This window comes from Streptomyces sp. NPDC003011 (assembly GCF_053591515.1).
In genome coordinates this window covers 16,836-36,974 of record NZ_JBSFTY010000057.1, presented here as the reverse complement: position 1 = coordinate 36,974, position 20,139 = coordinate 16,836, and the positions used below count along the sequence as shown (strand labels likewise).

General features: G+C 70.2%; 24 protein-coding genes. 4 read left to right on the top strand and 20 right to left on the bottom strand.

Annotated elements, in window-relative coordinates; genetic code table 11:
* Positions 1 to 22: 22 nt before the first annotated feature.
* The 7 genes from ACWD0J_RS27180 to ACWD0J_RS27150 all read right to left on the bottom strand — a co-directional run bounded on the left by ACWD0J_RS27180 (position 23) and on the right by ACWD0J_RS27150 (position 5,346).
* The gene (locus tag ACWD0J_RS27180) at positions 23 to 751 is read right to left on the bottom strand and encodes a hypothetical protein (protein ID WP_451498470.1); all 729 of its coding nucleotides are present in this window, start codon (positions 749 to 751) and stop codon (positions 23 to 25) included.
* 173 nt (positions 752 to 924) lie between these two features.
* Positions 925 to 1,398, bottom strand: coding sequence for a DUF6420 family protein (locus ACWD0J_RS27175; protein ID WP_451498469.1), 474 nt, complete (start codon positions 1,396 to 1,398; stop codon positions 925 to 927).
* 503 nt (positions 1,399 to 1,901) lie between these two features.
* Positions 1,902 to 2,351, bottom strand: coding sequence for a hypothetical protein (locus tag ACWD0J_RS27170; protein WP_451498468.1), 450 nt, complete (start codon positions 2,349 to 2,351; stop codon positions 1,902 to 1,904).
* 478 nt (positions 2,352 to 2,829) lie between these two features.
* The gene (locus tag ACWD0J_RS27165) at positions 2,830 to 3,780 is read right to left on the bottom strand and encodes a hypothetical protein (RefSeq protein ID WP_451498467.1); all 951 of its coding nucleotides are present in this window, start codon (positions 3,778 to 3,780) and stop codon (positions 2,830 to 2,832) included.
* Complete coding sequence (locus tag ACWD0J_RS27160) at positions 3,777 to 4,145, bottom strand: hypothetical protein (protein ID WP_451498466.1); 369 nt, start codon at positions 4,143 to 4,145, stop codon at positions 3,777 to 3,779. Before ACWD0J_RS27160 ends, ACWD0J_RS27165 begins: the two co-directional genes overlap by 4 nt.
* 222 nt (positions 4,146 to 4,367) lie before the next feature.
* The gene (locus ACWD0J_RS27155; RefSeq protein WP_451498465.1) at positions 4,368 to 4,715 is read right to left on the bottom strand and encodes a hypothetical protein; all 348 of its coding nucleotides are present in this window, start codon (positions 4,713 to 4,715) and stop codon (positions 4,368 to 4,370) included.
* A gap of 31 nt (positions 4,716 to 4,746) precedes the next feature.
* A complete protein-coding gene (locus ACWD0J_RS27150; RefSeq protein WP_451498464.1) occupies positions 4,747 to 5,346 on the bottom strand; it encodes a hypothetical protein in 600 nt (199 codons plus the stop codon).
* Positions 5,347 to 5,459: 113 nt separating this feature from the next.
* On the opposite strand from ACWD0J_RS27150, the gene ACWD0J_RS27145 reads away from it, so the two are divergent.
* Together ACWD0J_RS27145 and ACWD0J_RS27140 are read left to right on the top strand one after the other, a co-directional pair.
* The gene (locus ACWD0J_RS27145) at positions 5,460 to 6,050 is read left to right on the top strand and encodes a hypothetical protein (protein WP_451498463.1); all 591 of its coding nucleotides are present in this window, start codon (positions 5,460 to 5,462) and stop codon (positions 6,048 to 6,050) included.
* Between the two features lie 85 nt (positions 6,051 to 6,135).
* Positions 6,136 to 6,738, top strand: coding sequence for a hypothetical protein (locus ACWD0J_RS27140; protein WP_451498462.1), 603 nt, complete (start codon positions 6,136 to 6,138; stop codon positions 6,736 to 6,738).
* Positions 6,739 to 6,825: 87 nt separating this feature from the next.
* On the opposite strand, the gene ACWD0J_RS27135 is transcribed toward ACWD0J_RS27140, so the two are convergent.
* The 4 genes from ACWD0J_RS27135 to ACWD0J_RS27120 all read right to left on the bottom strand — a co-directional run bounded on the left by ACWD0J_RS27135 (position 6,826) and on the right by ACWD0J_RS27120 (position 9,840).
* On the bottom strand, positions 6,826 to 7,431 hold the full coding sequence (locus tag ACWD0J_RS27135) for a DUF6919 domain-containing protein (protein ID WP_451498461.1): 606 nt from the start codon (positions 7,429 to 7,431) through the stop codon (positions 6,826 to 6,828).
* Between the two features lie 160 nt (positions 7,432 to 7,591).
* A complete protein-coding gene (locus tag ACWD0J_RS27130; RefSeq protein WP_451498460.1) occupies positions 7,592 to 8,176 on the bottom strand; it encodes a hypothetical protein in 585 nt (194 codons plus the stop codon).
* Complete coding sequence (locus ACWD0J_RS27125; RefSeq protein ID WP_451498459.1) at positions 8,176 to 8,889, bottom strand: hypothetical protein; 714 nt, start codon at positions 8,887 to 8,889, stop codon at positions 8,176 to 8,178. The genes ACWD0J_RS27130 and ACWD0J_RS27125 overlap by 1 nt, the downstream gene beginning before the upstream one ends.
* A 99-nt stretch (positions 8,890 to 8,988) precedes the next feature.
* Positions 8,989 to 9,840: a hypothetical protein gene (locus ACWD0J_RS27120; protein WP_451498458.1), complete on the bottom strand. Its 852-nt coding sequence runs from the start codon at positions 9,838 to 9,840 to the stop codon at positions 8,989 to 8,991.
* Between the two features lie 398 nt (positions 9,841 to 10,238).
* Here ACWD0J_RS27120 and ACWD0J_RS27115 point away from each other — a divergent pair, with 398 nt between their 5' ends.
* Positions 10,239 to 11,510, top strand: a complete 1,272-nt coding sequence (locus ACWD0J_RS27115) for a hypothetical protein (RefSeq protein ID WP_451498457.1) — start codon at positions 10,239 to 10,241, stop codon at positions 11,508 to 11,510.
* Positions 11,511 to 11,873: 363 nt separating this feature from the next.
* On the opposite strand, the gene ACWD0J_RS27110 is transcribed toward ACWD0J_RS27115, so the two are convergent.
* Positions 11,874 to 13,790 (bottom strand): hypothetical protein, encoded by a 1,917-nt coding sequence (locus ACWD0J_RS27110; protein WP_451498456.1) that lies wholly within the window; start codon positions 13,788 to 13,790, stop codon positions 11,874 to 11,876.
* A 320-nt stretch (positions 13,791 to 14,110) separates the two neighbouring features.
* Here ACWD0J_RS27110 and ACWD0J_RS27105 point away from each other — a divergent pair, with 320 nt between their 5' ends.
* Positions 14,111 to 14,806: a hypothetical protein gene (locus ACWD0J_RS27105; protein ID WP_451498455.1), complete on the top strand. Its 696-nt coding sequence runs from the start codon at positions 14,111 to 14,113 to the stop codon at positions 14,804 to 14,806.
* Between the two features lie 180 nt (positions 14,807 to 14,986).
* Here ACWD0J_RS27105 and ACWD0J_RS27100 read toward each other — a convergent pair whose 3' ends face one another.
* From ACWD0J_RS27100 to ACWD0J_RS27065, 8 genes are all read right to left on the bottom strand, one after another.
* Positions 14,987 to 15,775 carry an NUDIX domain-containing protein gene (locus ACWD0J_RS27100; protein ID WP_451498454.1) on the bottom strand — a complete coding sequence of 263 codons (789 nt, stop codon included), beginning with the start codon at positions 15,773 to 15,775 and terminating at the stop codon, positions 14,987 to 14,989.
* Positions 15,776 to 15,805: 30 nt separating this feature from the next.
* Entirely contained in the window at positions 15,806 to 16,231 is a 426-nt protein-coding gene (locus ACWD0J_RS27095; RefSeq protein WP_451498453.1) for a hypothetical protein, read from the bottom strand.
* Positions 16,228 to 17,115: a hypothetical protein gene (locus ACWD0J_RS27090; protein WP_451498452.1), complete on the bottom strand. Its 888-nt coding sequence runs from the start codon at positions 17,113 to 17,115 to the stop codon at positions 16,228 to 16,230. Before ACWD0J_RS27090 ends, ACWD0J_RS27095 begins: the two co-directional genes overlap by 4 nt.
* 44 nt (positions 17,116 to 17,159) lie before the next feature.
* Positions 17,160 to 17,681 (bottom strand): hypothetical protein, encoded by a 522-nt coding sequence (locus tag ACWD0J_RS27085; RefSeq protein WP_451498451.1) that lies wholly within the window; start codon positions 17,679 to 17,681, stop codon positions 17,160 to 17,162.
* A gap of 54 nt (positions 17,682 to 17,735) precedes the next feature.
* On the bottom strand, positions 17,736 to 18,344 hold the full coding sequence (locus ACWD0J_RS27080) for a DUF6919 domain-containing protein (RefSeq protein ID WP_451498450.1): 609 nt from the start codon (positions 18,342 to 18,344) through the stop codon (positions 17,736 to 17,738).
* Positions 18,345 to 18,510: 166 nt separating this feature from the next.
* Entirely contained in the window at positions 18,511 to 19,293 is a 783-nt protein-coding gene (locus ACWD0J_RS27075; RefSeq protein ID WP_451498449.1) for a hypothetical protein, read from the bottom strand.
* A 134-nt stretch (positions 19,294 to 19,427) separates the two neighbouring features.
* Positions 19,428 to 19,790, bottom strand: coding sequence for a hypothetical protein (locus tag ACWD0J_RS27070; RefSeq protein ID WP_451498448.1), 363 nt, complete (start codon positions 19,788 to 19,790; stop codon positions 19,428 to 19,430).
* Positions 19,787 to 19,987: a hypothetical protein gene (locus tag ACWD0J_RS27065; protein ID WP_451498447.1), complete on the bottom strand. Its 201-nt coding sequence runs from the start codon at positions 19,985 to 19,987 to the stop codon at positions 19,787 to 19,789. Before ACWD0J_RS27065 ends, ACWD0J_RS27070 begins: the two co-directional genes overlap by 4 nt.
* Positions 19,988 to 20,139 lie beyond the last annotated feature (152 nt).

Genomic DNA, 20,139 nt, shown 5'->3' with positions numbered 1-20,139 from the left:
TATGCGCTGGTAAAGGAGGTAGCTACGGGAGGGAGCGGGTCTGTCGCCAGGCGCTGCACAGAGCGGTGAACTCTTTCTGGCGCTCTGCCAGCAGGTCCTGGGGACGCTGCAGATGGCAGTCCAGGAGGTACACGCCGTCCTGGAAGTGTTCGAAGCCGATGGCCGACCACAGCTGGCCCAGTTTGGCGGCGGCCTCGCGGTGTTGGGCCTCGCTCATCTCGCGGCCGTCGGCGGAGCCGGGTTCGCAGGCCACCGCCGTGCACCCGGAGGACAGGCGGCGGATGGCTGCGCCCGCCAGGGTGGAGCCCAGCCGGAAGCCACGCCAGGCCGGTTCGAGGATGACCCGGTCCATGACGAGCAGATCGCCCACTGGGTGGGCGAGGGTTTCTTCGCATGCTGGGTCCCACTGCCCGCGGGCGACGTCGAGGACGGTCTCGCCGATGCGGCAGAGGTCCTGACTGTGGGAGTCCATCGCCTCGAACGGATCGTCGGGGCCGAACATTCTCACCCGCGCGAAGGACATCCGGCCCACGGCCACGTCCTCCACCGCGTCCAGCGTCTGCTGGTCGACGTCGCTGTGCGCGGCCATGTCCTCGGCCAGGGTGTCCGCGTCGATCCGCGCGGTCACTTCCCAGATCTCCAGAGTGTCGTCGAACTCGAAGGCCTGCACGGGGTGTTCGTGGCGGTAGGCAAGGCTGATCAGCGACGGATCGGCAGGCAGCCGGGAGACATCAGGCAGTGCGGTGGTCACCTGGTCACCGTAGTAGCCACTGTGCCGTGTCCGCAGGGGAAAGAGCCACGTCCACCCCGTCCGCAGCTCGCTGCACCGTGTCGGCCGACGGCCGTTGTCTTCTGGCCGGGCCCGTAGCGCGGGCTAGGCCGCCGACGAAACCGGGAGGACCTGCGGCGCAGGGGCTTCGCGGATTACGCGAGATCGCTTCCCGCCGGGGGCGAGTCGCCGACGACCGCGGCGGTCTCGGCCACCAGGCGGTCAACCGGTCCTGTGTCGCCCAGCTCGACCGCGAGCAGGGCGCGTACGAAGGCGGTGAGCTCGATCCTGTCCGTCAGCACCTCGAAGCAGCGGTAAACGCTGGCCGAGTACCGGGCGCGATGCCGGCACCCCGCCTCCAGGCAGCGTCCTTCCGCTGCCAGAGCGAGCCGCTTGAAGGCCTCATCCTTCTCCTGCGTGAGCTGGGCGTCGCAGCCGAGGTGATCCAAAGTGATCCGGTGATGCGTGCCGGTTGCCTCGATCGTGAGCCGGCCGCCGCCGGGAGTGATGTAGCGACCGCAGGCCACCGGACCGTACGGGTGGATCAGCGGTACACCAGTCTCCGAGGCGCGCAGGACGGGCAGACCGTCGTACTCGACGTACGGACCTGCCATGCCGTGGTCAGCCATCCGATGCCCTCTCTACACGTCCGGGCCCAAGGTTACGGGCGCTCCGGCCCAGGTCGGCCACGGCGTACGGTGGCATACCGCGCACTCTTTGCTCGCCGGACTCCTCATCCGCAGGCCAGCGGCCGAACGGCCCGAGCTCGCCCGGCCCGCTCGCCCCGAGCAGCGCGGCCCCGCCCTTGTTCCGGTGCTCGCCGTGAATCACGGCCCCTCCTCGCCGTCGATGCCGTCGTACGCAGGCCATCCTCACGTGGACGGCCGGGCTGGCGGACCGTGTTCGCCGTGCTTGGCCCGAAGAGGTGGTCTCCGGTGGCCGCTACGGCATACGCCGGGTCCGGGGTTCACGCAACACCAGCTTCGGGGAGCACCGACGAAGCGCCGTGCGGCGCCGACGAGTTCGCCACCGCGGAGCAGCGACGACGCGGTCCTGCACCGCGACGAACGGGCGGCGCTCACAGGGATGAGCTGCGGGCGCGACAAGACTACGGTCGCCAACTCAGCACCCGTCAGCCCTCGTTCACGCCGTCACGCCAGGGGGCGGTGAGCGTTTGGTAGTGCTCATCGGTGATGAGGTCGCGGACAAGGACGGCAAGGGCGGCATGGGCGGTGGCGCCGCAGGCTCCGGCCTGAGCGGCCTCCTTGATCTCGTCCTTGCTGGGAGTTGCCTCACCGAGAATCTCGGCTTCCACGCCGCTCCAATCTCCGGCCTTGACAGCTGCCCGCGTGGCGTCCTCCGCAGCGTCCCAGACCGTTTGCCAGGTGCTGGCTCGACCAGAGCCCTCCGCAGCATCCCAGGACGCGGCCTGGGCGTCGTCCCAGGCGTCGGAGAACCGAGCATCAGGCCAGGCGGCGGCGAGTTGGACAGCCTCGGACGGCGTCAGGCGAGAGGCCCGCTCGATGAGCGCGGCCACTTCCTGTCCATTGGGGCCGTAGGCGCTTGGATCCGGCAGTCGCATGATGGAGCCTTCCTTGACAGGTGGTGAGGTGTTGTCTGTTTCGCGGCACCGCGATGCGGCGCAGCCCCCGGCGATTCGGGGGAACGCGGGTATGGCCCGTCGTGGTGGCCCCGCGAGTGCGGGGAAGCCGGCAACGCACAGGCGTGCCGTGGCCTCCAACATAGCTGGTCGCCTCGTCGGAGAGCGTGCCCCAGGGCAGAGCGCATCGTGACAGGCCACGGCCACCTCACCCGGTGCCGACGAGTTTGCTGCGTCGCGGCGCAGCTCGACGACTACCGTCGACGTGAAACGATCTCCCAAGAGGGGCGCATCGTCCCCCGCTCCCGCTCGGGAAAGCGTCCTGCGTTGACAGCGGTGTATCCGGTCACCGGGGTGACTCGCTTGTATCGCGGAGTAAGCGCGCAGCAGGGCGGATGGCGCCAGATCGCTTGGGGAACGATGCGGCGCCCACATCTTCGCTCGAACTTCGGTGATTCTGCTATGGGTTGGGGATGTCGTCGAGGTCGAACTCTCCGGTGACACCTGTCTCACAGAACAGGGCATCGTCATGCCGCACCCCACGCGGCCACAGGCCCTCGCAGTCCCGCTCATCGACGACCACGTGACCGGCTTCCAGGAGGAAGTACTGGAACCAGGCGAAGGCACGTTCCTCCCGAGGAACAGGGCCAATGCACCCCGCCCCCTCAGTCCACGGCCAGACCGCCTTGGAGCCGACAACAGGGTTGCCCGCCTCGTCCAGCGCGGGCCCGAACGCACCGATCCGGACGTAGATGTTCAGGCAGACACCACAGGAGCAGTGGGGCGTGACCAGGTCGCCGGGACGGCGGCCGTGGACCTTCCACGCGGGCCAGTGGTTCGTACGCGGCATCCACCCCTTCTTCTTCTGCTCGCGCACCAGCCGTGCGCAGCACTGGCAGGCCTTCGGGATCCGGCCGTGCGCGGCGATCATCGCCTCGTACTCGGCACGGGTGCTGGGCATGTAGAAGTCCGCGAGGTCCCCGCCGTATCCGGAGCCCCAGTCGGGCTTGCCCTTGTGGGCGAGCGGCAGCAGGTCGAGTCCGCTGGAGGCCTCCCGCAGCAGCGGCAGCAGGGCGGCGGTGTCGCTGTCGGCCGGCCACACGCCGTCCGGCAGTACGGTGACGATCCGTGCCGCTGCCGCTTCGGCGTCCGGGAGCGTCAGGTAGGGAAAGCGCGCGGCCACGATGCCGTCAGGGGTGGAGATGGTCCACGGCTGGATGCTGCCGCCCTCGTAGGCAGGGTGCTGGCGCAGGACTCGCTCACCGCGCGGCGGGAAGGACCAACCGGTGTGCACGACCAGGCCGCCCGGCTGGAGGTAGCCGATGCCCGGCTCGATCTTCATGTCGTCTGCCACGGCCGGGGCGAACTCGATCTCGGTCGCCCCGGCGGCCGGGGAGGTGCCGACGCTCACGCCGGCCCCTCGACGGCTTGAGGCACCATCACGACCGGGCGGCCGCGGTGGTCGAGGACGACCAGCGGACGCAGTTCGCTGGCGGCGTCGAACACGGCCTGCCCGATGTCGTTGCCGCCGACGACGGCGTCTGGACTGTCGGTGACGTCCATGAAGTCGACCGGGCACTGAAGAGCGGCCCGGACGGCCTCACGCGACGCGGCGAGCGCCGGGGGTCGCAGGCCCGCCGTGGTGGCGGCCTGGTCGAGGTCGGCGTCGGACGGACCATGGCCGACGCCCGAGCTGAGCACGGCGCTCACGAGCGCGGCCTGGTAGTGGGCGGGGTTGCTTCCTTCGCTGATCTGCATGTGCTGTTCGGCGCTCATGCTGCTCCTCCTTCGTCGTCTGGCGTGGTGCCCGGTCGCTGTGCTGGGCGCGCGCCGGCTCCTCGGGGCTGCGGCGGCAGGAATCCGACGCGAGCACCCGGGCGGTTCAGCCGCCGTCCGTGCTGTTCGTCCAGCGGTGTCCGTTGGGGCAGGCGAATGTGTGACTGCTCAGCAACTGGAACGGACCGCGGACGCGGGTCGGGGCGGGGGTGGTGTGCGGGGTCAGCCGCGGAGCATCCAGTAGTCGTCGCGGAGCATCCAGCGGACGAGGCTGCCGTCCTCCTTGCGGACGATGCGAACCGTCCCGTCCGACACGACGTCGTAGCCGGTGACTAGCGCGTGCAGCACGTCGCCCGCCACGATGTGCCCGTATACGTGATCCCACGGGCCGCGGCGCCGGACGAACTCCCACGTCTGGCCGTTGTCGGTGCTGGTCTCGCTGATGTAGTCGGCCGAGGTGTCGATGCTGGTGACGCGGACGTCCTTGTAGACGGTGTCGTGGTGGACGAACCAGTCGCTGCTGTCCATGTCGGGGACATCGCGGCGCTCGGCCGACGGGAGCGTAGCCATGGCAGGTCCTTCCGGGTGGGGCGGCGACGAGTTACGCCGTGGCGCGGACCGTGGCGGACATGCGGGTCAGGGCGATGTACTCGCTGTCGTTGCGGTGCTTGATGCTGCCGTCGTCGCCCCGTTCGGTGCTCTTGACGGCGAAGGAGAGGGTGCGCTTGTCGAACTCCCGGCGGGCCAAGGCCTCGTTGTCGACGAAGACCTTCTCGATGTATTCCGGGTAGAAGTCCTGAGCGGAGACGATCATCCAAACGGTGGGGCCGTCGGCCTCCAGCCGGTCGGCCATCTCGCCGAAGTACTCGTTCTGCCGTTTGGCGGTGCGCGGGTTGGCGTCGACAAGGTCGCCGAGGAAGCCGCAGAAGTCCCACGGGCTGAGGTTCTGGACGTGGTCCAGGACACTGTCCGGGGCCTTCTCGTTGTAGATGAACATCGTCCAGGCCACGGTGGCGTTGTAGCCGGCTGCGGTGCGTTCGTCGCGGTCGTCGGCGCGCTCCTCCGCAACGCTCTCGTGAGCGAAGCGGATGGCGTTGTCGATCCGGCGGTGCTGGTCGTGGCCGTTATCGAAGCGAGGGGTGCCGGGTGTGAGGGCGAGGGTGGTGCGGAGGTGGCTGGCGAAGGTCTGTCCGTTGGTCATGGCCCCTCCGGGTCGGCTGTCTGTCTGCAGCTGCGGGATCGCAATGCGCTGACGCATCCATAGAACTTGATTTAGAGTTGTCTGGTCAACCCCAATTAGACAGGGAATCCGCCGTGTACAGGAAGTCATCCGCGAACACCGTCGACAGCGCGCGCATTCGTCTTGAGCTCATCGTCAACGATGAGATCGACCGCGCGCTCCGCGAGCGGCACCCCGATGAAGGGACGGACGCATGCGCGCCCCAATGGTCACCACGTGCCCTGGGCCGACCGTTACGCATGACGATCCATCTCGCCCTCGACGACCTGGACCTGCCCGGCCCGGTATCCGCTCGGGTCGCTGCGGATCGATACACCACCCTGCAGGCCAACACCGTCGGCGAGGCCAAAGCCATTCTCAGCGAGGCCTTGGAAACGATCGACGCCGAGCTGAGGCGGCGGCCAGCTCACGGCCGACGCCGGCGCCGGGTTGCGGACCGGGACCGGCCACTGCGCACAGTCGTCCACTACGACCTCGACGACCTGGATCGCGACGGCCCGCTCGACGTCAACGAGTGCTGGCACATGCCCTACGACGGCGTCCCGCCCGGCCTTCAGCCGCGCAACTGTCACCCCGAGTACGCCGCGTACGACCGGCCTCGCGTGCGACACGAGCCGCAGTCACAGCCCCGCCGCACGCTGCTCCAGCGGATTCTCGGCGGGTGAGCGCCACCGCCACGCGGCGCGGTCCCGCCAAGCAGATCAGTGCCGCAGCGCGCCGTACGCCGAGGTCTTGGATGGAAGGGTCGTCATGATGCAGCTCGACCGGTTCGCCGACGGCCGGGAGCCCCGGATCAACCTCCTCCTCGACCTGGACCACCAGCGCCGGGCCATGGCGTTCCACGAGGCCGGGCATGCCGTACTCGGCATGCTGGCCGGCATGCGCTGCAATCACACCGGCCTGCTGTCCTACCTCACTCCCAGCCCTTCCGGCGACGGCATGGCGACCGCATGGACTGGACTGACGAACTGGGCTCCGTACTACGCCGTCTTCTTCGACATCGCGGTTGCGCACGGGGAAGCGGGCAGGGTGGCCGAGACCCGGTATCTGTCGCAAGGCGGGTTGCTCACGGTGTCGACCGAGCCGGACGCGAGGCACGATCGCCTCGCCGCGGCCGCACTGCTCGCTGATGTCGGGTACCGGATCGCGGCCGTGGGCGAGCCGGTACCCGCGTCCGGTACGACGTGGGAAGCCGTCACGATCGCCGCCGAACGACGGTGCGAGGAGGAATGGGCGCGCATCACCGCTGTGGCAGACGCGATCACGGCCGCCCCGTACCACACGGTTTCGGGCGACTTGGCGGCAGCGGCCGCAGGAATCCCTAACCCTCCGCGTGCCTGCATCACCGAGTGAGGGCCGGCCGGTGAACTCCGGCCGGTGCCCCTCCCGTTATCCGTTCATCGGCGGCCGACAACGTGAGCACGAGCGGGTACGGCATCCCTAGAGCCGGTTGAGGAGAGGCCACAGCAGCGTGTTCCGCCCCCACTGGGGGTCGACGAGCGTGATCTGCCAGGCGTCGACCACGGCGCGGACCGCGTGAGGGTGGCAGTACAGGAAGATGCGCCAGATCTCGCGAGGCAGAAGGTGGCCGCCGCAGTCGGTGTTGACGCTGTCGCCCCAGGTCGTCACATCGACCGAGCCCGGTTCAGCGTCCTTGTGGCGGATGCGCGGGGGGTAGGCCCGCACCAGCAGCCCGGCGTCCGCCGCCTGTGCCGCCAGGGCACCAGCGCGCAGAGGGTCGGCGACGAAGCCGCTGACGAAGGCCCGCTGGCGCCAGGGCCGTCCGAGGAAGGTCTCCAGCTCACCGGGCTGACTGCCGTCGGTGAGGAACCCGCCGCGGTTGGCGGCCTCGAGGGCGCCGAGCAGTGGCCGCGTCTCGAGGTCCGGGCCGGTGTGATGGCCGTTGGGGTGCCGCACCAACTCGCCCTTCATCCAGTCGGCTGTCAGCGCCGCCAGGTCGTCGAAGGTGCGTGCCGCGTACCAGGTCCGGGCATCGCGCAGCTGGCGTGCCGCTTCTCGCCCGTATCGCTTCAGCGTGCCGGTCACGGACCTGTCCGGGCGGCCTACGGCCGCGGTGGTCGACGGCGCGGGCAGAGGGTTGATCCCCGACGTCTCGCAGCGGGATCCCGGGCGGTGAGCATCACGGCCTCCGCGGTCTCGTTCGTCCAGCGGACCCTGCGGGCGGCGGGAGCTGCCGCCGGGGTGCTTACTCATGCCGGCCAGCTCGTTCGCGCCAGGCCAGGAATTCCTGCCGGACGTAGGCCCGGGTTCCGCCGGCGGGGTCGAACTCCGGGGAGTCGGGCCCGATCGGGCCGAGGACGTGGACGCTCGCGTGGTCGAGGTCGAACTTGAGGAAGTCGAACGCTGCGTGGACTGCCATCGTGCTCGCCGTGTCCACGGCTGCTTCGGCATACAGCGTGCGGTACACGTCCAGTTCGAGCTCGTGTGCCGCGCGGTCCAGGTAGGCGGCCCTGCGGAGAAGGAACTCGCGGTGCTCGCTGCTGTCCACCGCCGGCCCCTGATGTGCCAGGGCCGCGGTGGAGCGCGCGCTGACGTCTTCGGCGAGCAGCAGCAGGGCGAGTTCCTCGTCCACCAGGTCGGGGGCGCCGGAGTACGCGGTCGCGTAGTTGGGCGTGCTGAACAGCGGGGTCTCCCAGGCCTTCCAGCCGAAGCCGCATCCACGGCAGTTGAAGGTGTCGACGTCCTTGCCGCCGTCCGGGCCGTGGACGAGGTGAGCTTCCAGGTCGGTGCAGCCGCACTTGGCGCAGCGGATCGAGGGATTGGTGAGCATCAGGTCCTTCCCGGTCGGGTGCTGTCCTCCAGGTCTCGGCCGAGGATCCGGTCGGGGTCTGCGACGACGGGCCGCCACTTCAGGCGCGGGGCGGGGTCCCAGCTGGCTCGGAGGCTGATGGTGACGGAGAGCGGGCCGAGGGCGTATGTGCCGTGGGTGTTCAGCTGGTCGCGTGCCTCGCTGGGGTTGAAGTGGAGGTCCAGTTCGGTGGCGGCCAGGCTCAGGGCGCCGAGCGCGGTGACGAGTGCCGTCCGCGGCTCGGGCCCGGCGGTCAGGGTCTCTGTCATGCCGGGGCGTTGGACGACGACACGGTAGGTGGCGATCGCCTCGTGGATGTACTGCTCAGCGTCGCGGGCGACGCCTTCGACGACCCGGGCGACGATGTTGCAGATGTGCTCGGCCGCTGCACGCAGATCGAACTCGGGTCCGTCTCGTCCGGGGCCCAACTTCGGAAAGGCGCCGGATCCGGCGAGCAACAGTGCGGACTGGTAGTTGCCCCACCCTCGGATGTTGATCTCCAGACGGAATCCGTGGTCGCCGTCTGAGCTGAGCCACACGTCCGAGGCGCCGAGCGTGCTGAAGATGTGGTTGGTGCTCATGAACTCGAGGAGCCGGTTGGCGGTGGTGAGCGTGGGGTCGTGCTGGGGGATCATGGTTTCTACGAGTTCACGGATGGCACGGTCGCGGAAGGTCATCGTTCCTCCGAAGGGCATCGGCTGACGGCAATTGATCGTGTCGAAGAGGCCTGTCACCGATCAGCTGTGTCAGCTTTCCCGATGGTGCGCCGGTGTGTGGGATCCGCTGCGTGCATGTCAGCCGCCATCAGTGCTGTTCGTCCAACGGTGTCCGTCGGGGCACTCCAGCGTGTGGACACTGAGCAGTTGGTACGGGCCGCGGTCGTCCCATCGGTGAGTGCCGGCCGACGCCGTCGACTCGCACCAGGGGCACTTCCAGCTCGTGAGCTCGCACGTTGCCAGCGGCCTCGGGTCCGTCGACCGGGACGTCGGCTTCAAGACCGGGGGCATCACGGTCGGCATGGGCGTGAGCGGCGCCGCCGGCGGGTTCGGTTTGCGATCGCCCCAGGCATGGACGGCGATCCAGCCCCTGCCCAGGAGTCGCGCGGGGAACAGTTGAGCCAGCCCGAAGGCGCCGGCCGCAACCACCAGCGTGCTCACGGCAACCATCACCGCCGGGAGGTTCAGCACCCGCCACGCCACGGCACCAGATGCCGCAGCGGCGGCTCCTGCGACCACCACGTCTGCGTAGTAGATGGCTTCGGCCAGTGGCCGGGCGATCAGCTTCTTGCTGTTCGCCTTGGCACGCCCCGCGATCGCACCGACGGACGGCAACCGCCTGGGCTCGCGCTCGATGGACCACCACGAGTACTGGAGTCCTGCGGCCTCGATGATCGGGTCGTCGAGGTTCCATGCGTCGCTGGTGAATTGGTCCCAGCAGGCGGAGTCGGGGAAGTCACTGGCGGCGATGGCCTTGTTCAGGGTGACGAAGACGCCGCGCCTCTCCCGGTCGTCGTGCTCGCCGCCTCGGGGGTAGAACCACAGGACGTACCTGTGTTCGCCTGTCCCGAGGCGCTCTCGCCAGCGGCGCAGGCGGTTGCCGTAGCTGGCTGCGGTTTCGGCCGGGCGGTTCGCGGATCGGGTCTGCACGCGCACCTCCTGCAGTTCTGGGCTCCCGCAGCGACCCCCTGCGAACCGTCTCGGAAGGCGCACGAGACAGTCACGGCAGGCAGGATCGCAATACGGCTGGGAGACTCCATAGAACCGTATTCAGGGTTGCACAGTCAACCCGCAATTACGCCGGGCCCGCCCCCGCCTCCGGGCTCCGTCGTCCGCCGATCGGGTGCCGGACAGGGTGCTAACCTCCGGCGATGAGCAGCGCAGCCTCCGGCCTCGTGCCGGTCCACATCGGTCAACCGGAGCCCGGATCCGAGCGCGATCGGGCCTTGCGGCTCTGGGCGCAGCAGGGACGGGACCGCCCCGCGCCCATGCGGGTTCCCGAAGATGTGGACTGGCCGCGGCACGGCCTTCAGCCGAGGTGGCTGGGCATGGAGAGCAGCGACTGCGCTGCCGCTCTGTCGCCGGGCTATTTCCACAACCAGGGCGACGAGGAGATGAAGCGGCTCCTCGCCGGCGCCCGCCAGCGCGACGAGCTCGCTCTCGTGCTGACGGTGATCGGCCGAGTCGAAGAGGACCACCGTTCCCGCAATGTGTTCGGGTCCGCCGACGCGTCCGTGAACCTCGGCGATCTGTTCACGAGCGCGGGAGGCCGCCGCCTTCCCGCCGGAATGCGGCCCGAGATCGCGCCGGGCCTGAGCGGTGCCGACAGGGACCTCGCGATCCGGCTGCTCACCCGGCCCGCGGACGCCCCGTGGTGGAGTCTGCAGCTCAGCGGCACGCATCTGGTACGCGGCGACGGCTCCGGCTCCGAGGACCACCCGGCCGAGGGGGAACTGCACCCCATCCTGGTTGACGCCCTGGGGGACCCGGTGGTCGCCGCCTGGTCGCCACCGGCGGGAGACCAGCGCTGGTACGTGATTCCGGACGGCACCAGCTGGGACAACGTGCTGGGCTGGCTGGTCCACTGGGCACTGCCCGAGTACGTGCCCGGGGCGCTTCGCCGTGCCCGCTCGCCGTTCTTCGTCGACCCGGACCTGCAGACGGCCGGTGAGCAGAGCGCCCGGCAGGCGCTCGGAGAGCTGGAGGCGCAGTACGCCGAGGAGAAGCAGCGTCTGGAGCAGGCGCTGCGGGAGGCCGAAGAGAAGGCCGAACCCGTGCGGTACGGGCTGCTGTACGGCACCGGAGACGAACTGGCCGCCGCCGTCGCACAGGTACTGACCGCCGCCGGGATGAGCGCCGTCGACCTGGACGTGGAGCTCGGCGGTACGAAGTCCGCCGACCTGCTCGTCAGCGCCGAGGGAGTCTCTTCGCGTCTCGTCGAGGTCAAGGGCGTCTCCGGTCCCGCGCAGGAGCACCTCATCGGGCAACTCCAGCGGCATCTGGAGACCTGGCCGCATCTGCGGCCCGACGAACCGGTCTCCGAAGGCGTACTGATCATCAACCATCAGCACAAGCTGCACCCGTCGGAGCGGTCGGCGGACGTCTACAGCCGGCCCGAGGCCGTCGCCTCGCTGGCCTCCCTGCCGGTGACGGTCATCAGTACGGTGCAGCTGTTCAACTGGTGGCGCGTCGGCGACTGGACGGCGATCCGTACGGCCGTGCTCGGCGCCACGAGCGCGGACGAGCCAGCGCCTGACCCACCGCCGGCGCAGCCCGCTTCCGATCGACCGCGCCGGTGGTGGAAGGGCCGGGGTCGGTAGCAGACGCAGGCTACGCGGGAGGACTGAGAGTCCAGTGCGCTTGGTCGGCGTTAGGACTTCCTGGGAGTTGTGCCGACGGCGCCATCGAGCACGGAGACCCAGGAAGTCCCTGCCGCGCGGGAGTGTTGTCCGACCTCATCAGACCCGAGAGTCCGAAGAGCGAAGCTGGCCGCCGCGCAAAGCCAGGTGGGGGCTATGCAAGCACCTTTCAACGGTGCCCCGCAAGCGCCCACGCGTTCGAGCGGCGACGGCGTCTCCGGCCCATGCGGTGCAGGGCGTCGGCGCCGATGGTGCCCGCCCGAGTGCGCTGCGACCGGACTGCGCGATGCCAGCCCCCCGGCGCACCTGCACGGAATGCCTGGGCTATGAGTGATGGTGGCGTACGGCGTGACGTCCCGGGGCGTCGCTCATCGCGTCGTAGCATTTCGGGCTGCATGCCCGGCCGAGGCTCGCGCTCATCCAGCCCAGCTCAAGGAAGTCGTTCGGTTTCACCTCGAGGGAACCGCAGTTGTCGCAGTGCACGACATCCGGGCCCGGGCACGGAAGGTCCGGCTCGGGCTGCCCGATCGTAGGCTGCGGGTCGCGCAGTTTGTCGCGCACTTCGCGCCAAGCCGCCCGGGCGGTCCGGTCGGACATGTACGTCTTCGCCTCGTGCCCGGCGTCGGCGTCAATGCCGTAGTCCCACCATCCCTCGCCGACCGCCCACAGCGAGCGGGTTTCTCCGCCGCGGAGGGTGAAGTCGTGGCGAGTCAGGTCGGCGGACACGCCGGAGCCCTGCGGCCCGAACAGGCTGCGGTGGTCGTTGCTCCACTTCTCCACCTCGACGCTGGTGTGCGTGCGGGCGGTCGGGAGTTCGACGGCCAGGGCCTCCGGGACAGTCTCGGCGGCCTTCTCCAGCAAGTCGATGGCCGTGCGTCCGGCCTCGTTGGGGACGGCCAGGTCCTGGGCGATGACCTCGGCAACGGTACGGACGCGGCCGTCGTCGTCGGTGCGCAGTTCGTAGGCGCGGTAGGCGCCGATACCCGCCTCGGCGAGCTGGGCGGCCTCGGTGACACGCCAGCACTTGGCAGGGTCGGCCGGCTCGTGGTGCGGCTGGTAGACGGGCTTGGTCATGCCGCCCAGGCTCCAGCCGGCCGCGCTCCATTCCTCCTCCGTCCGGCCGGTGAGAGCGGCGGCGTCGTCGCCGTCGGCCACCGTCATCATCTCCAGCAGCCGGTAGAGGCGTTCGGGGGTGAATGGGGTGCCGGACAGGCGGGCGGCGGCCTGCGGGTCGGCTCCGGCGACGGCGTAGGCGGCCGCGGACCGGCCGAAGGCCTCCTCGTACGCGTCGATCACCGCGGCGCGGTCGTCGGTCAGTGGCAGCGCGTACTCGCTGAAGTAGCCGCCCATGGTGGAGCGGTGGACGTAGACGATTTTGGCGGCGGGGTCCACGGCCAGCTGGTCGCCGATCCCGCCGTGAGGGTAGTCGGTGGGTACGTAGCGCAGGGTGGCCGGCCGGTCGGAGGGCATCGTGGGCACACGTCCGGCGAAGGCGTCGGCCGGGGCGGGCGGGATGTCGTGCCAGTAGCGCATGCCGAGCAACTGGTGTCCGGCATGCCGCAGGTGGTCGTTCGGGTCGTCGTGCCTGCTGGCCACGATCGTGTAGGCGTCGGCTGGCTGGCCCCTCAGCGAGGTACGCGGCACCTCGCGGACCCGCAGCACCGTGCCAGGCGTCCAGGTGATTCGCCGCTGTGGTCCGCGGCCCTCGAGGAGGAGTTCGCCGACGACCAGCTCGCACGCTTCCAGCCGGGGCGCGGTCCACGAGGAGTGCTCCCCGGCGTACGCCAACCGCACGCCCGCCCAGGCCGGATCCAGGCGGCCGACGGTTTCGACGTCGTCCAGCCGGAGTTCCACATCCACATATTCGACCAGCTCGCGTCCGGTCCGCCCGTAGGCGTGCAGCAGCATGCCCAGCACCAGATCGGTCTGCCCGGTCGTGAATCGGGGGACGGCGCCGTCCCACTTGTCGAGGACGAACGGTGCGAGCTGCTCACGCCACAGCGGGTTCTGGGAGTCCGGGACATCCACGCGCAGGTCGGTGGAGCCAGCGGTGAAGTGCCAGTGGAATCCGGGCCGGGTCACACCGTGGTGGCGCCACCGGGCGGGTGGCGCCGCCGAGGCGTCCGAGGCTGCGCTGTGGCCGGAACGCAGGCGGTCGAGGGCCTGCGTGTAGGAGATCCCCTCCGCCGCGGCCAACTGGCGTGCTCGCGCCTTGAGATCGTTGCTTCCGTGCTTGGTCATGACTGGCCTCCGCCGGCGGTTCCCCACGCCTCCCGCCTGTGGCTCTGGTCATGGCCGGGCAGGGTCGATCGTCCGCGGGCCCTCACCCGGATCTGCGGTCCGGGTGCCTTGTCGGCGAGCCTTCGACCCGTGCCACCAGACGGCGTGGGCGCCTGTGGTGACGGTCTGGGTGCGTGCGCGTCCTGCACCACTCGGAACTGTAGGGGACGGCACCGACAACCGCGGAAGTCGTCACCCCTCGCCGACGCTGTAGCCGTCTCCCGTCGTACGGTGTCGGCAGGTTCGCCGCGGCGCCGTGAGGCGAACCGCCCCAGCCAGCGGTGACGGGATGCGAGGTCGGTGTGGAGGAGGACGAGGCGCTGCAGGGCATGCGGCGGTGGTCGGTGGCGTCCCTGCTGCGGGACGCCGCGCACACGGATGTTCTTGAGGAGAGGACCTGGGAGCAGGTCCGGCAGGAACTTCGGGACCGCTCCTGCGGCGTGCTGCCGGGCCTTCTGCCGCCGTCCTGCGAGGCGTTCGTGGTGGTCTTTCCGCTGGATCGCGGAGAGTTCGGCCGGATGCTGGAGGCGGCCCGTCAGACGGCGGAGACCGGCACGCAGCAGGCTGCGGAGGAACTCGCCCAGGCTGCCCGGTCGTTGGGCGCGCTGACCTCGGTGCCCAGCCAGCGGCTCTACCGTGGTGTCCCTCCGCTGCCGGGGGCTTCGCCTCGCGCGCGGCTGGACCACCGTGTCGGTATGGAGGGAGACGGCTACCTGGCGATGCCGGCCGCCGAGGCGCTCGGTGCGTTGGAGCTGGGCGGGCGGGCGCCCCGGCCGCGTGACGGGGTGTTTCCGCTCCCGCCGTACGCGTCGCCGGGGTCCTGGGTGGTGGTCCGCCGTGGTGTGCTTTCCGCGCCCGGCATCGTCCTGACCGGGGTCCAGGCCGCCTACAGCCACCGGGAGGGGATCGGCGCCGAGCAGCTCATCAGTTATCTGGGGACGGCGGCGGCTGCTCTGCACCCGGAGCCGTCTCGCTGATCACGATGTTCTCGGGCACCAGCTCCCCGGCGAAGATGGCAGCCCGGCCCCTGTCCAGGTCCAAGCGGCTGGCGACGGCGTTGAGCACCGCCTCGTCTGCCGCCTCCAGCAGAGCGTCAAGCTGTGCATCGTCGTCAGCTTTGCTCGGCTCGGCTCCCTGGGAAGTTCCTGGTTGCAGGGTCATGACTGGTGGTTGAGGTGTTCGAGGGCGCGCTGCAGCAGCGGGCGGTGCGCGGGGTAGAGGGTGCGCCCGGCCGCGGTGACCGCTGCCGTGAGCTGTTCGAGGGAGCCGAACGGCCACCATCCCGCGTCCGCAGCGTCGTCACCGGCGGTTGCGGCGACCTGCTCGGGCAGCTGGTAGAGGGCACTGGTGGACGCGACCCAGGCGTTGTCGGTGTTGCGCCAGTCGTCGATGACCTGGCGGCCGAGGATGGTGGGCTGCTGATCGGCCAGGTCGATGCCGGTTTCCTCGCGCAGCTCGCGCACCAGGGCGGCCGGGGCCGTCTCGCCCGGGTCGATCATGCCACCCGGGATGGCTTCCACCAGGATGTCGTCGCGGGTGATCAGCAGTACCCATCGCTGCTCACCGGTCCCGGCGACCACGATGGGGTCGGCGGCCTGGTTCTCGCCCCACTTGCCGAGGTTGCGCCCGGTACGCCCGGTGCGCCCGTGCGGGTGCAGCGGCCAGCCCCGCTCGTCGAACTCGAAGTGCACCAGGGCGCCGGCTTGCCGCTGCTCCCAGTCGCGCACCAGGTCGGGCGTGGCGTGCCCCTCGGCCCAGTCGGGCACGTGCTGGGTCAGCGCCAGTGGCCGCAGCTCGGGCGGCGTGATGTTCACCGGTGCGTACCCCGGCCAGCTCACCGACCAGCAGCGCCGATTCTCGGGCACGGGCACGCCGGGGTGGTCAACCGGGGCGTAGCCGTCCGGGCCGGGGGCCGCGATGTCGGCGGTGTAGCGGGTCTCGTTCATGATTTCTCCTGGTCGCTGCGGAACAGACGCTCAACGTTTGGTCGGCGCGATGAAACGGCGCACAGCGACCGTCAGGACGCAGACCTCGACGCAGCCCATCAGGACCGCGCCCGCCCGGACCGTGGCGGCAGCGGCTCCGGTGTGGTCGTGGATCAACAGTGTCGCGCCGAACTGCGTGCCCATGAACAGCGCCAGGCAGGCAATCATCAGCAGGGTCAGACGTACTCCCAGTGGCATCCAGTCCGGGCCGCGCGAGGGCCCCAGCCGGGTGGCGACGTGTTCCGCATGCGCGGCCAGGGCCAGTTCCTTGGCGATGGCGGGCTCGGTGGCGCTCCCGCAGGAGCAGTGTGCGACGTAGCAGGCCTCGCCGGCGCGCACCGACGCCTCATCGTCGATGACGATGTTCGGAACGTGGTGGCCGTCGTCGATGGCGAAACGATCGAGTGCCCCTTTCATCGCATGTCTCCGCTCGGTGCGTACAGGCCGGTGAGGAGGACCTCGAGCAGCTCGTAGACGTCCGTGTGGTGGGTGGTGCGGGCCTCGCCGGTGCGGGCGGTCACCTGTCCCGTCTTGAAGCGGAACCCGTAGGGGTGGGGTTCGCTGCCGTCGGGATCAGGGTCGTAGGCGAAGTCCGCGACGATGTCGAAGCGGCGGCCCTCGTGCTCGGTGCTGGCCTGCACGGTGAGATTGATGGTGTCGCGGCTGGGTCCGCTGGCGAGGGTCCCGGTCTGCTCGAAGTTGGGCAGCGAGCTGAGGCGGGAGGCGAACGGGCCGACGTCGCCGGTGATGTAGTCGCGTTCCTCGCCGTCGGTGTACCGGAGCTGGACGACGTGCTCGCCGCCGGCCAGCTCCTCGCTCAGCAGGCCGGGAAAGACGAACCGGCTGTGGCTGTAGGCCGTCCACAGCGGGGCCGCCTCGCCGGGGGTGGTGTGGTCGCGGGCACACCGAGAGCACATCGGGTCGTAACGGTCGACGACGACCTGGCAGAAGCCCTTGCCGCACCCGACGCACAGGAAGTCGTGGAGGTCACGCGTCCAGCAGGTGACCGTCATCGCGCCGAGCACGAGGTTGTCCCAGGAGCCGACGGTGAGCCCGCTGTCGACGACCGCCTGCTGCCGGTCGCGTGCGTACCAGGTGTAGACCCTGGCGGCGCGGCTTCGGCCGTGCAGGGAGATGAGAGTGTCGGCCCACGCCCTCTGCAGGGTCTTGTCCTGATCGCTCATGTCGGGGCGGCCGTTGTAGTCGACGAGGACGCCCATGCCGCGGTCGTCGGCGAAGAGGCGCTGCATCTGTGCCAGTAAGCGGCCTCGGGTGGTCTGGGCTGTGGTGCTGGTGGGCATGGGCTGCTCCTTCGGCAGGGGCGGTGGGTGCCCGGTCCGGTCGGTCAGGGCGCGAAGGCGGCCGGGACGGGTCCGTGGCCGGGGAAGGGAATGTCCGCGTCGGCGGGGCGGGCCGCCGGGTGGCGCAGGGCGGTGACCGGGACCGCACCGGGCTCGGTGGGCGGGGCGTAGACGAGGCGCCAGGTGCCCTCCCACTCACATCCGCAGGGATGGTCGGGGTGCGGGTGGCGGATGAACACGGCGTGGGTGTGCACCGCCCTCAGCAGCCTGGTGGTCCGGTTGGTGCCGGGTCCGGTGGTGCCGTTGCGGTGTTCCAGGTAGTCGGTGGCGGCCTCGCCGACGGCCATCCAGGGGTGATGGCCGAGCGCGATGAACGCGGCGGGCGGCTGAAGGTGGTCGTCCATCTCGGGGCCGATGCCGGTGATGAGCATCCCGTGGTGGGAGCGGAAGCCGTGCATCAGGGCGTCCTCGCCCTCGGGCATCCACAGGTGCTCGGTGGGGTGGGTGGCCCCGTCGTCGCCTTCGACCGTCTCCAGTGCGTACAGCGGGGGGTTCACGGTGCTCATGGGGACTGCTCCTGCTCGCTCAGAAAGGTCGTCGCCAGCGGGGTTGCACTGCTTTCACAGACTGGTTCGGCCGCACACGGCATCCAGCACCCGCCACAGCGCGTGGTCGCGGCCGATTTCGGGGTCGATGAGGGTCACCTGGATGGCCTCGGTCGCGGAGGTCACGGCCTTCTGCTGGGTGCCTTCCTCCCACAGGGCCTCCATCTCGCACGTGCCGATGCGGTGTCCCGCGAACTCGACGGGCTCGCCGTTGCGCTTGGTCACCGCGATCGGCCAGCTGTCGGCGCCCGCGGGGTGGTGGACGAAGACCTGGATGCCGGCGCGCCATGCCTCTGCCGCGATGCGGTGCAGCAGTGCGTCGTTGTCGCGGGCGATGAGGCCGGTGACCGTGGCCAGTTGCTCCCACCGCTCGCCCTCGCTCGTCCGTACCCTGCCCGGTCGGATGCTTCCGGCGAGCGTGACGATCCCGGCCGTGTTCGCGGCCGCCAGGGTCGGGACGAAGGGCCGGATCTGGTCGGCCACCTCGTCGGGCCCGTTGGGGTGTTCGCCCTGGATGCGGCCCTGCAGCCAGGCCGCGTTCAGGCGGCCGACGTCTGCGAGGGTGCTGGCCGTGCGCCACTTGGGGGACACGGCGAGGGGTTCTGCGGTGACGTCTTGGGTCATGATGGGATGGGCTCCGTTGGTTGGCGAGGCGTTGGGTTGTGGTGGGTTCGGCCGCGGTGCCGGGTGAGGGCCCGGCGGGCGGGGTGGAATCAACCTACTGAATTTCAGGTGTTCGGGACAACCCTACTTTTGGTCGGCGGCCCGTACGGGCCTGTGGCGCGCGGAGTTAAGGCGTCCTTCCCGTGCGCGTGCGCCACAGCTCGTCGAACTCGTCGAGGGCTTCCTCGGCGCTGCGTTCACCGGCGGCGTACGCCAGTTCCAGGCCGGTGTCCGGGCGCGCGAGGTCGAGGGGCGTGTGGGGGCACGGCGGGCGCAGCGGTGTGCGGAACCAGGCGACGACGTTGGGGACGGTGTTCAGTGCGTCGATGGTCACGCAGGTGGCGGTGAACCGCGCGAGTCGGGTGTGCGCCTGCTGACCGGCCGGTTCACCGGCCCGCCAGCCGGCGACCGTCTCTTCTGTGACATCGAGGAGGGCGGCGTACTCCTCGAGCCATCCCAGTTCGTCCAGGCGGGAGACCAGCTCGGCCGCCGGCGTCATGGAGAGCGCGTCCGCCAGTTCATCGCGCTGGCGCGAGGCTCCGGGCGCCCTCTGCGTGAGCAGCCTGCCCGGGTGCGGAGTCCGTACGGCGACGTCGACGGACGGCCCCTGGGAGAGCACCGTGCGCAGCAGTTCGCGCAGTTCCGTGTTGTTCGGGTCCCGGGCAAGGAGCGAAGCTTCGTCGAGGAAAATGACGAACTGGCCCTCGGTGATCGCTTCGGGGGTGCCATGACGCCGCTCGATCTCGCGCTGGGCGCGCCGCAGCTGCGCCATGAAGGCGTTCAGCGGGGCGTCCGCCGGCAGCACCTGTTTCCCCATGGCCGCCCGGCCAAGGAACTCGCGCTTCGCGTCCGGCCCGGAGATCACCTCCAGCCTCACGGCAGGTGCTTCCGGCGTGGGTTCGGGGTCCATGGTGAGGGTCCTTTCCGGTTGACGTCGCGCTCCCGTGACGCTGCCCGGTGCGGGCGCGTCGGCATCGTACGCGAGGACGAGCGGGTGGAGCTCGGGGTCGGGCGTGTGCTCATGAGTCAGGCCGGGCTGGCGGCTCATGTCATGGACGTGGGGCCGTGGACGCGGGCGGAGAAGTGCGCGCGTGCCCGTTCCACACGCGAGCCTGCCGAGTCACGGACGTAGCTGGCCGCACTGTCGATCGCGTCGACCGCGGATTCAAGCTCGTCGTCCAGTTCGGCGGAGCCGTCGTTGAACGGTGCAGTCGTCGCGGTGAACAGGTCGCCGAGGACGCCCAGGATGCTGTTGTCCGCGTCGCGGTCGTCGTGGAGCGCGCCCAGCAGGACGAGGCGGGCATGGTCGTCGAGCCCGGCCCGGGCCTCACGGAGCATCTGCCGTAGATGGAGGCGCGCTACGGCGGCTGAGCGGCGGATCCGCTCGCTCTGCCCCGTGTCGGTCATGCCGTCGTCGGCGCGGTCGACCAGCGATCCATGGTGGTCCTGAGCGCCTCGTGCCAGTCGCCGGTGAACGCCGCGGGGGCGCTGAGGTCGCTTCCGATGATCGAGAAGACGGCTTCGCGGGCGTCGTTGTCGTCGGCCGGCTGGTAAGGGGCGAGCTTTCCGGTGGTGGCGGTGGAGTCGGAGGGGGTCGTCTTCACGGGGTTCTCCTCGGGGTCTGCTGGTCTGACTCGGGGTGGTCCCGCCACCGACTCGGCGGGACCACCCCGGGCCGGGTCAGCTGCTGGTGGTGGCTCGGCGGCGGTATCGGACGGTCCTGGCGAGTCGATTGACGTCGCAGGGGCCGCTGTGA

Coding starts and splice junctions, on each gene's coding strand:
- ACWD0J_RS27175 (WP_451498469.1), bottom strand. CDS start 1,398: ATGGCTGACCACGGCATGGCAGGTCCGTACGTCGAGTACGACGGTCTG.
- ACWD0J_RS27170 (WP_451498468.1), bottom strand. CDS start 2,351: ATGCGACTGCCGGATCCAAGCGCCTACGGCCCCAATGGACAGGAAGTG.
- ACWD0J_RS27160 (WP_451498466.1), bottom strand. CDS start 4,145: ATGAGCGCCGAACAGCACATGCAGATCAGCGAAGGAAGCAACCCCGCC.
- ACWD0J_RS27155 (WP_451498465.1), bottom strand. CDS start 4,715: ATGGCTACGCTCCCGTCGGCCGAGCGCCGCGATGTCCCCGACATGGAC.
- ACWD0J_RS27150 (WP_451498464.1), bottom strand. CDS start 5,346: ATGACCAACGGACAGACCTTCGCCAGCCACCTCCGCACCACCCTCGCC.
- ACWD0J_RS27140 (WP_451498462.1), top strand. CDS start 6,136: ATGATGCAGCTCGACCGGTTCGCCGACGGCCGGGAGCCCCGGATCAAC.
- ACWD0J_RS27130 (WP_451498460.1), bottom strand. CDS start 8,176: ATGCTCACCAATCCCTCGATCCGCTGCGCCAAGTGCGGCTGCACCGAC.
- ACWD0J_RS27125 (WP_451498459.1), bottom strand. CDS start 8,889: ATGCCCTTCGGAGGAACGATGACCTTCCGCGACCGTGCCATCCGTGAA.
- ACWD0J_RS27115 (WP_451498457.1), top strand. CDS start 10,239: ATGGAGAGCAGCGACTGCGCTGCCGCTCTGTCGCCGGGCTATTTCCAC.
- ACWD0J_RS27110 (WP_451498456.1), bottom strand. CDS start 13,790: ATGACCAAGCACGGAAGCAACGATCTCAAGGCGCGAGCACGCCAGTTG.
- ACWD0J_RS27100 (WP_451498454.1), bottom strand. CDS start 15,775: ATGAACGAGACCCGCTACACCGCCGACATCGCGGCCCCCGGCCCGGAC.
- ACWD0J_RS27095 (WP_451498453.1), bottom strand. CDS start 16,231: ATGAAAGGGGCACTCGATCGTTTCGCCATCGACGACGGCCACCACGTT.
- ACWD0J_RS27090 (WP_451498452.1), bottom strand. CDS start 17,115: ATGCCCACCAGCACCACAGCCCAGACCACCCGAGGCCGCTTACTGGCA.
- ACWD0J_RS27085 (WP_451498451.1), bottom strand. CDS start 17,681: ATGAGCACCGTGAACCCCCCGCTGTACGCACTGGAGACGGTCGAAGGC.
- ACWD0J_RS27080 (WP_451498450.1), bottom strand. CDS start 18,344: ATGACCCAAGACGTCACCGCAGAACCCCTCGCCGTGTCCCCCAAGTGG.
- ACWD0J_RS27075 (WP_451498449.1), bottom strand. CDS start 19,293: ATGGACCCCGAACCCACGCCGGAAGCACCTGCCGTGAGGCTGGAGGTG.
- ACWD0J_RS27070 (WP_451498448.1), bottom strand. CDS start 19,790: ATGACCGACACGGGGCAGAGCGAGCGGATCCGCCGCTCAGCCGCCGTA.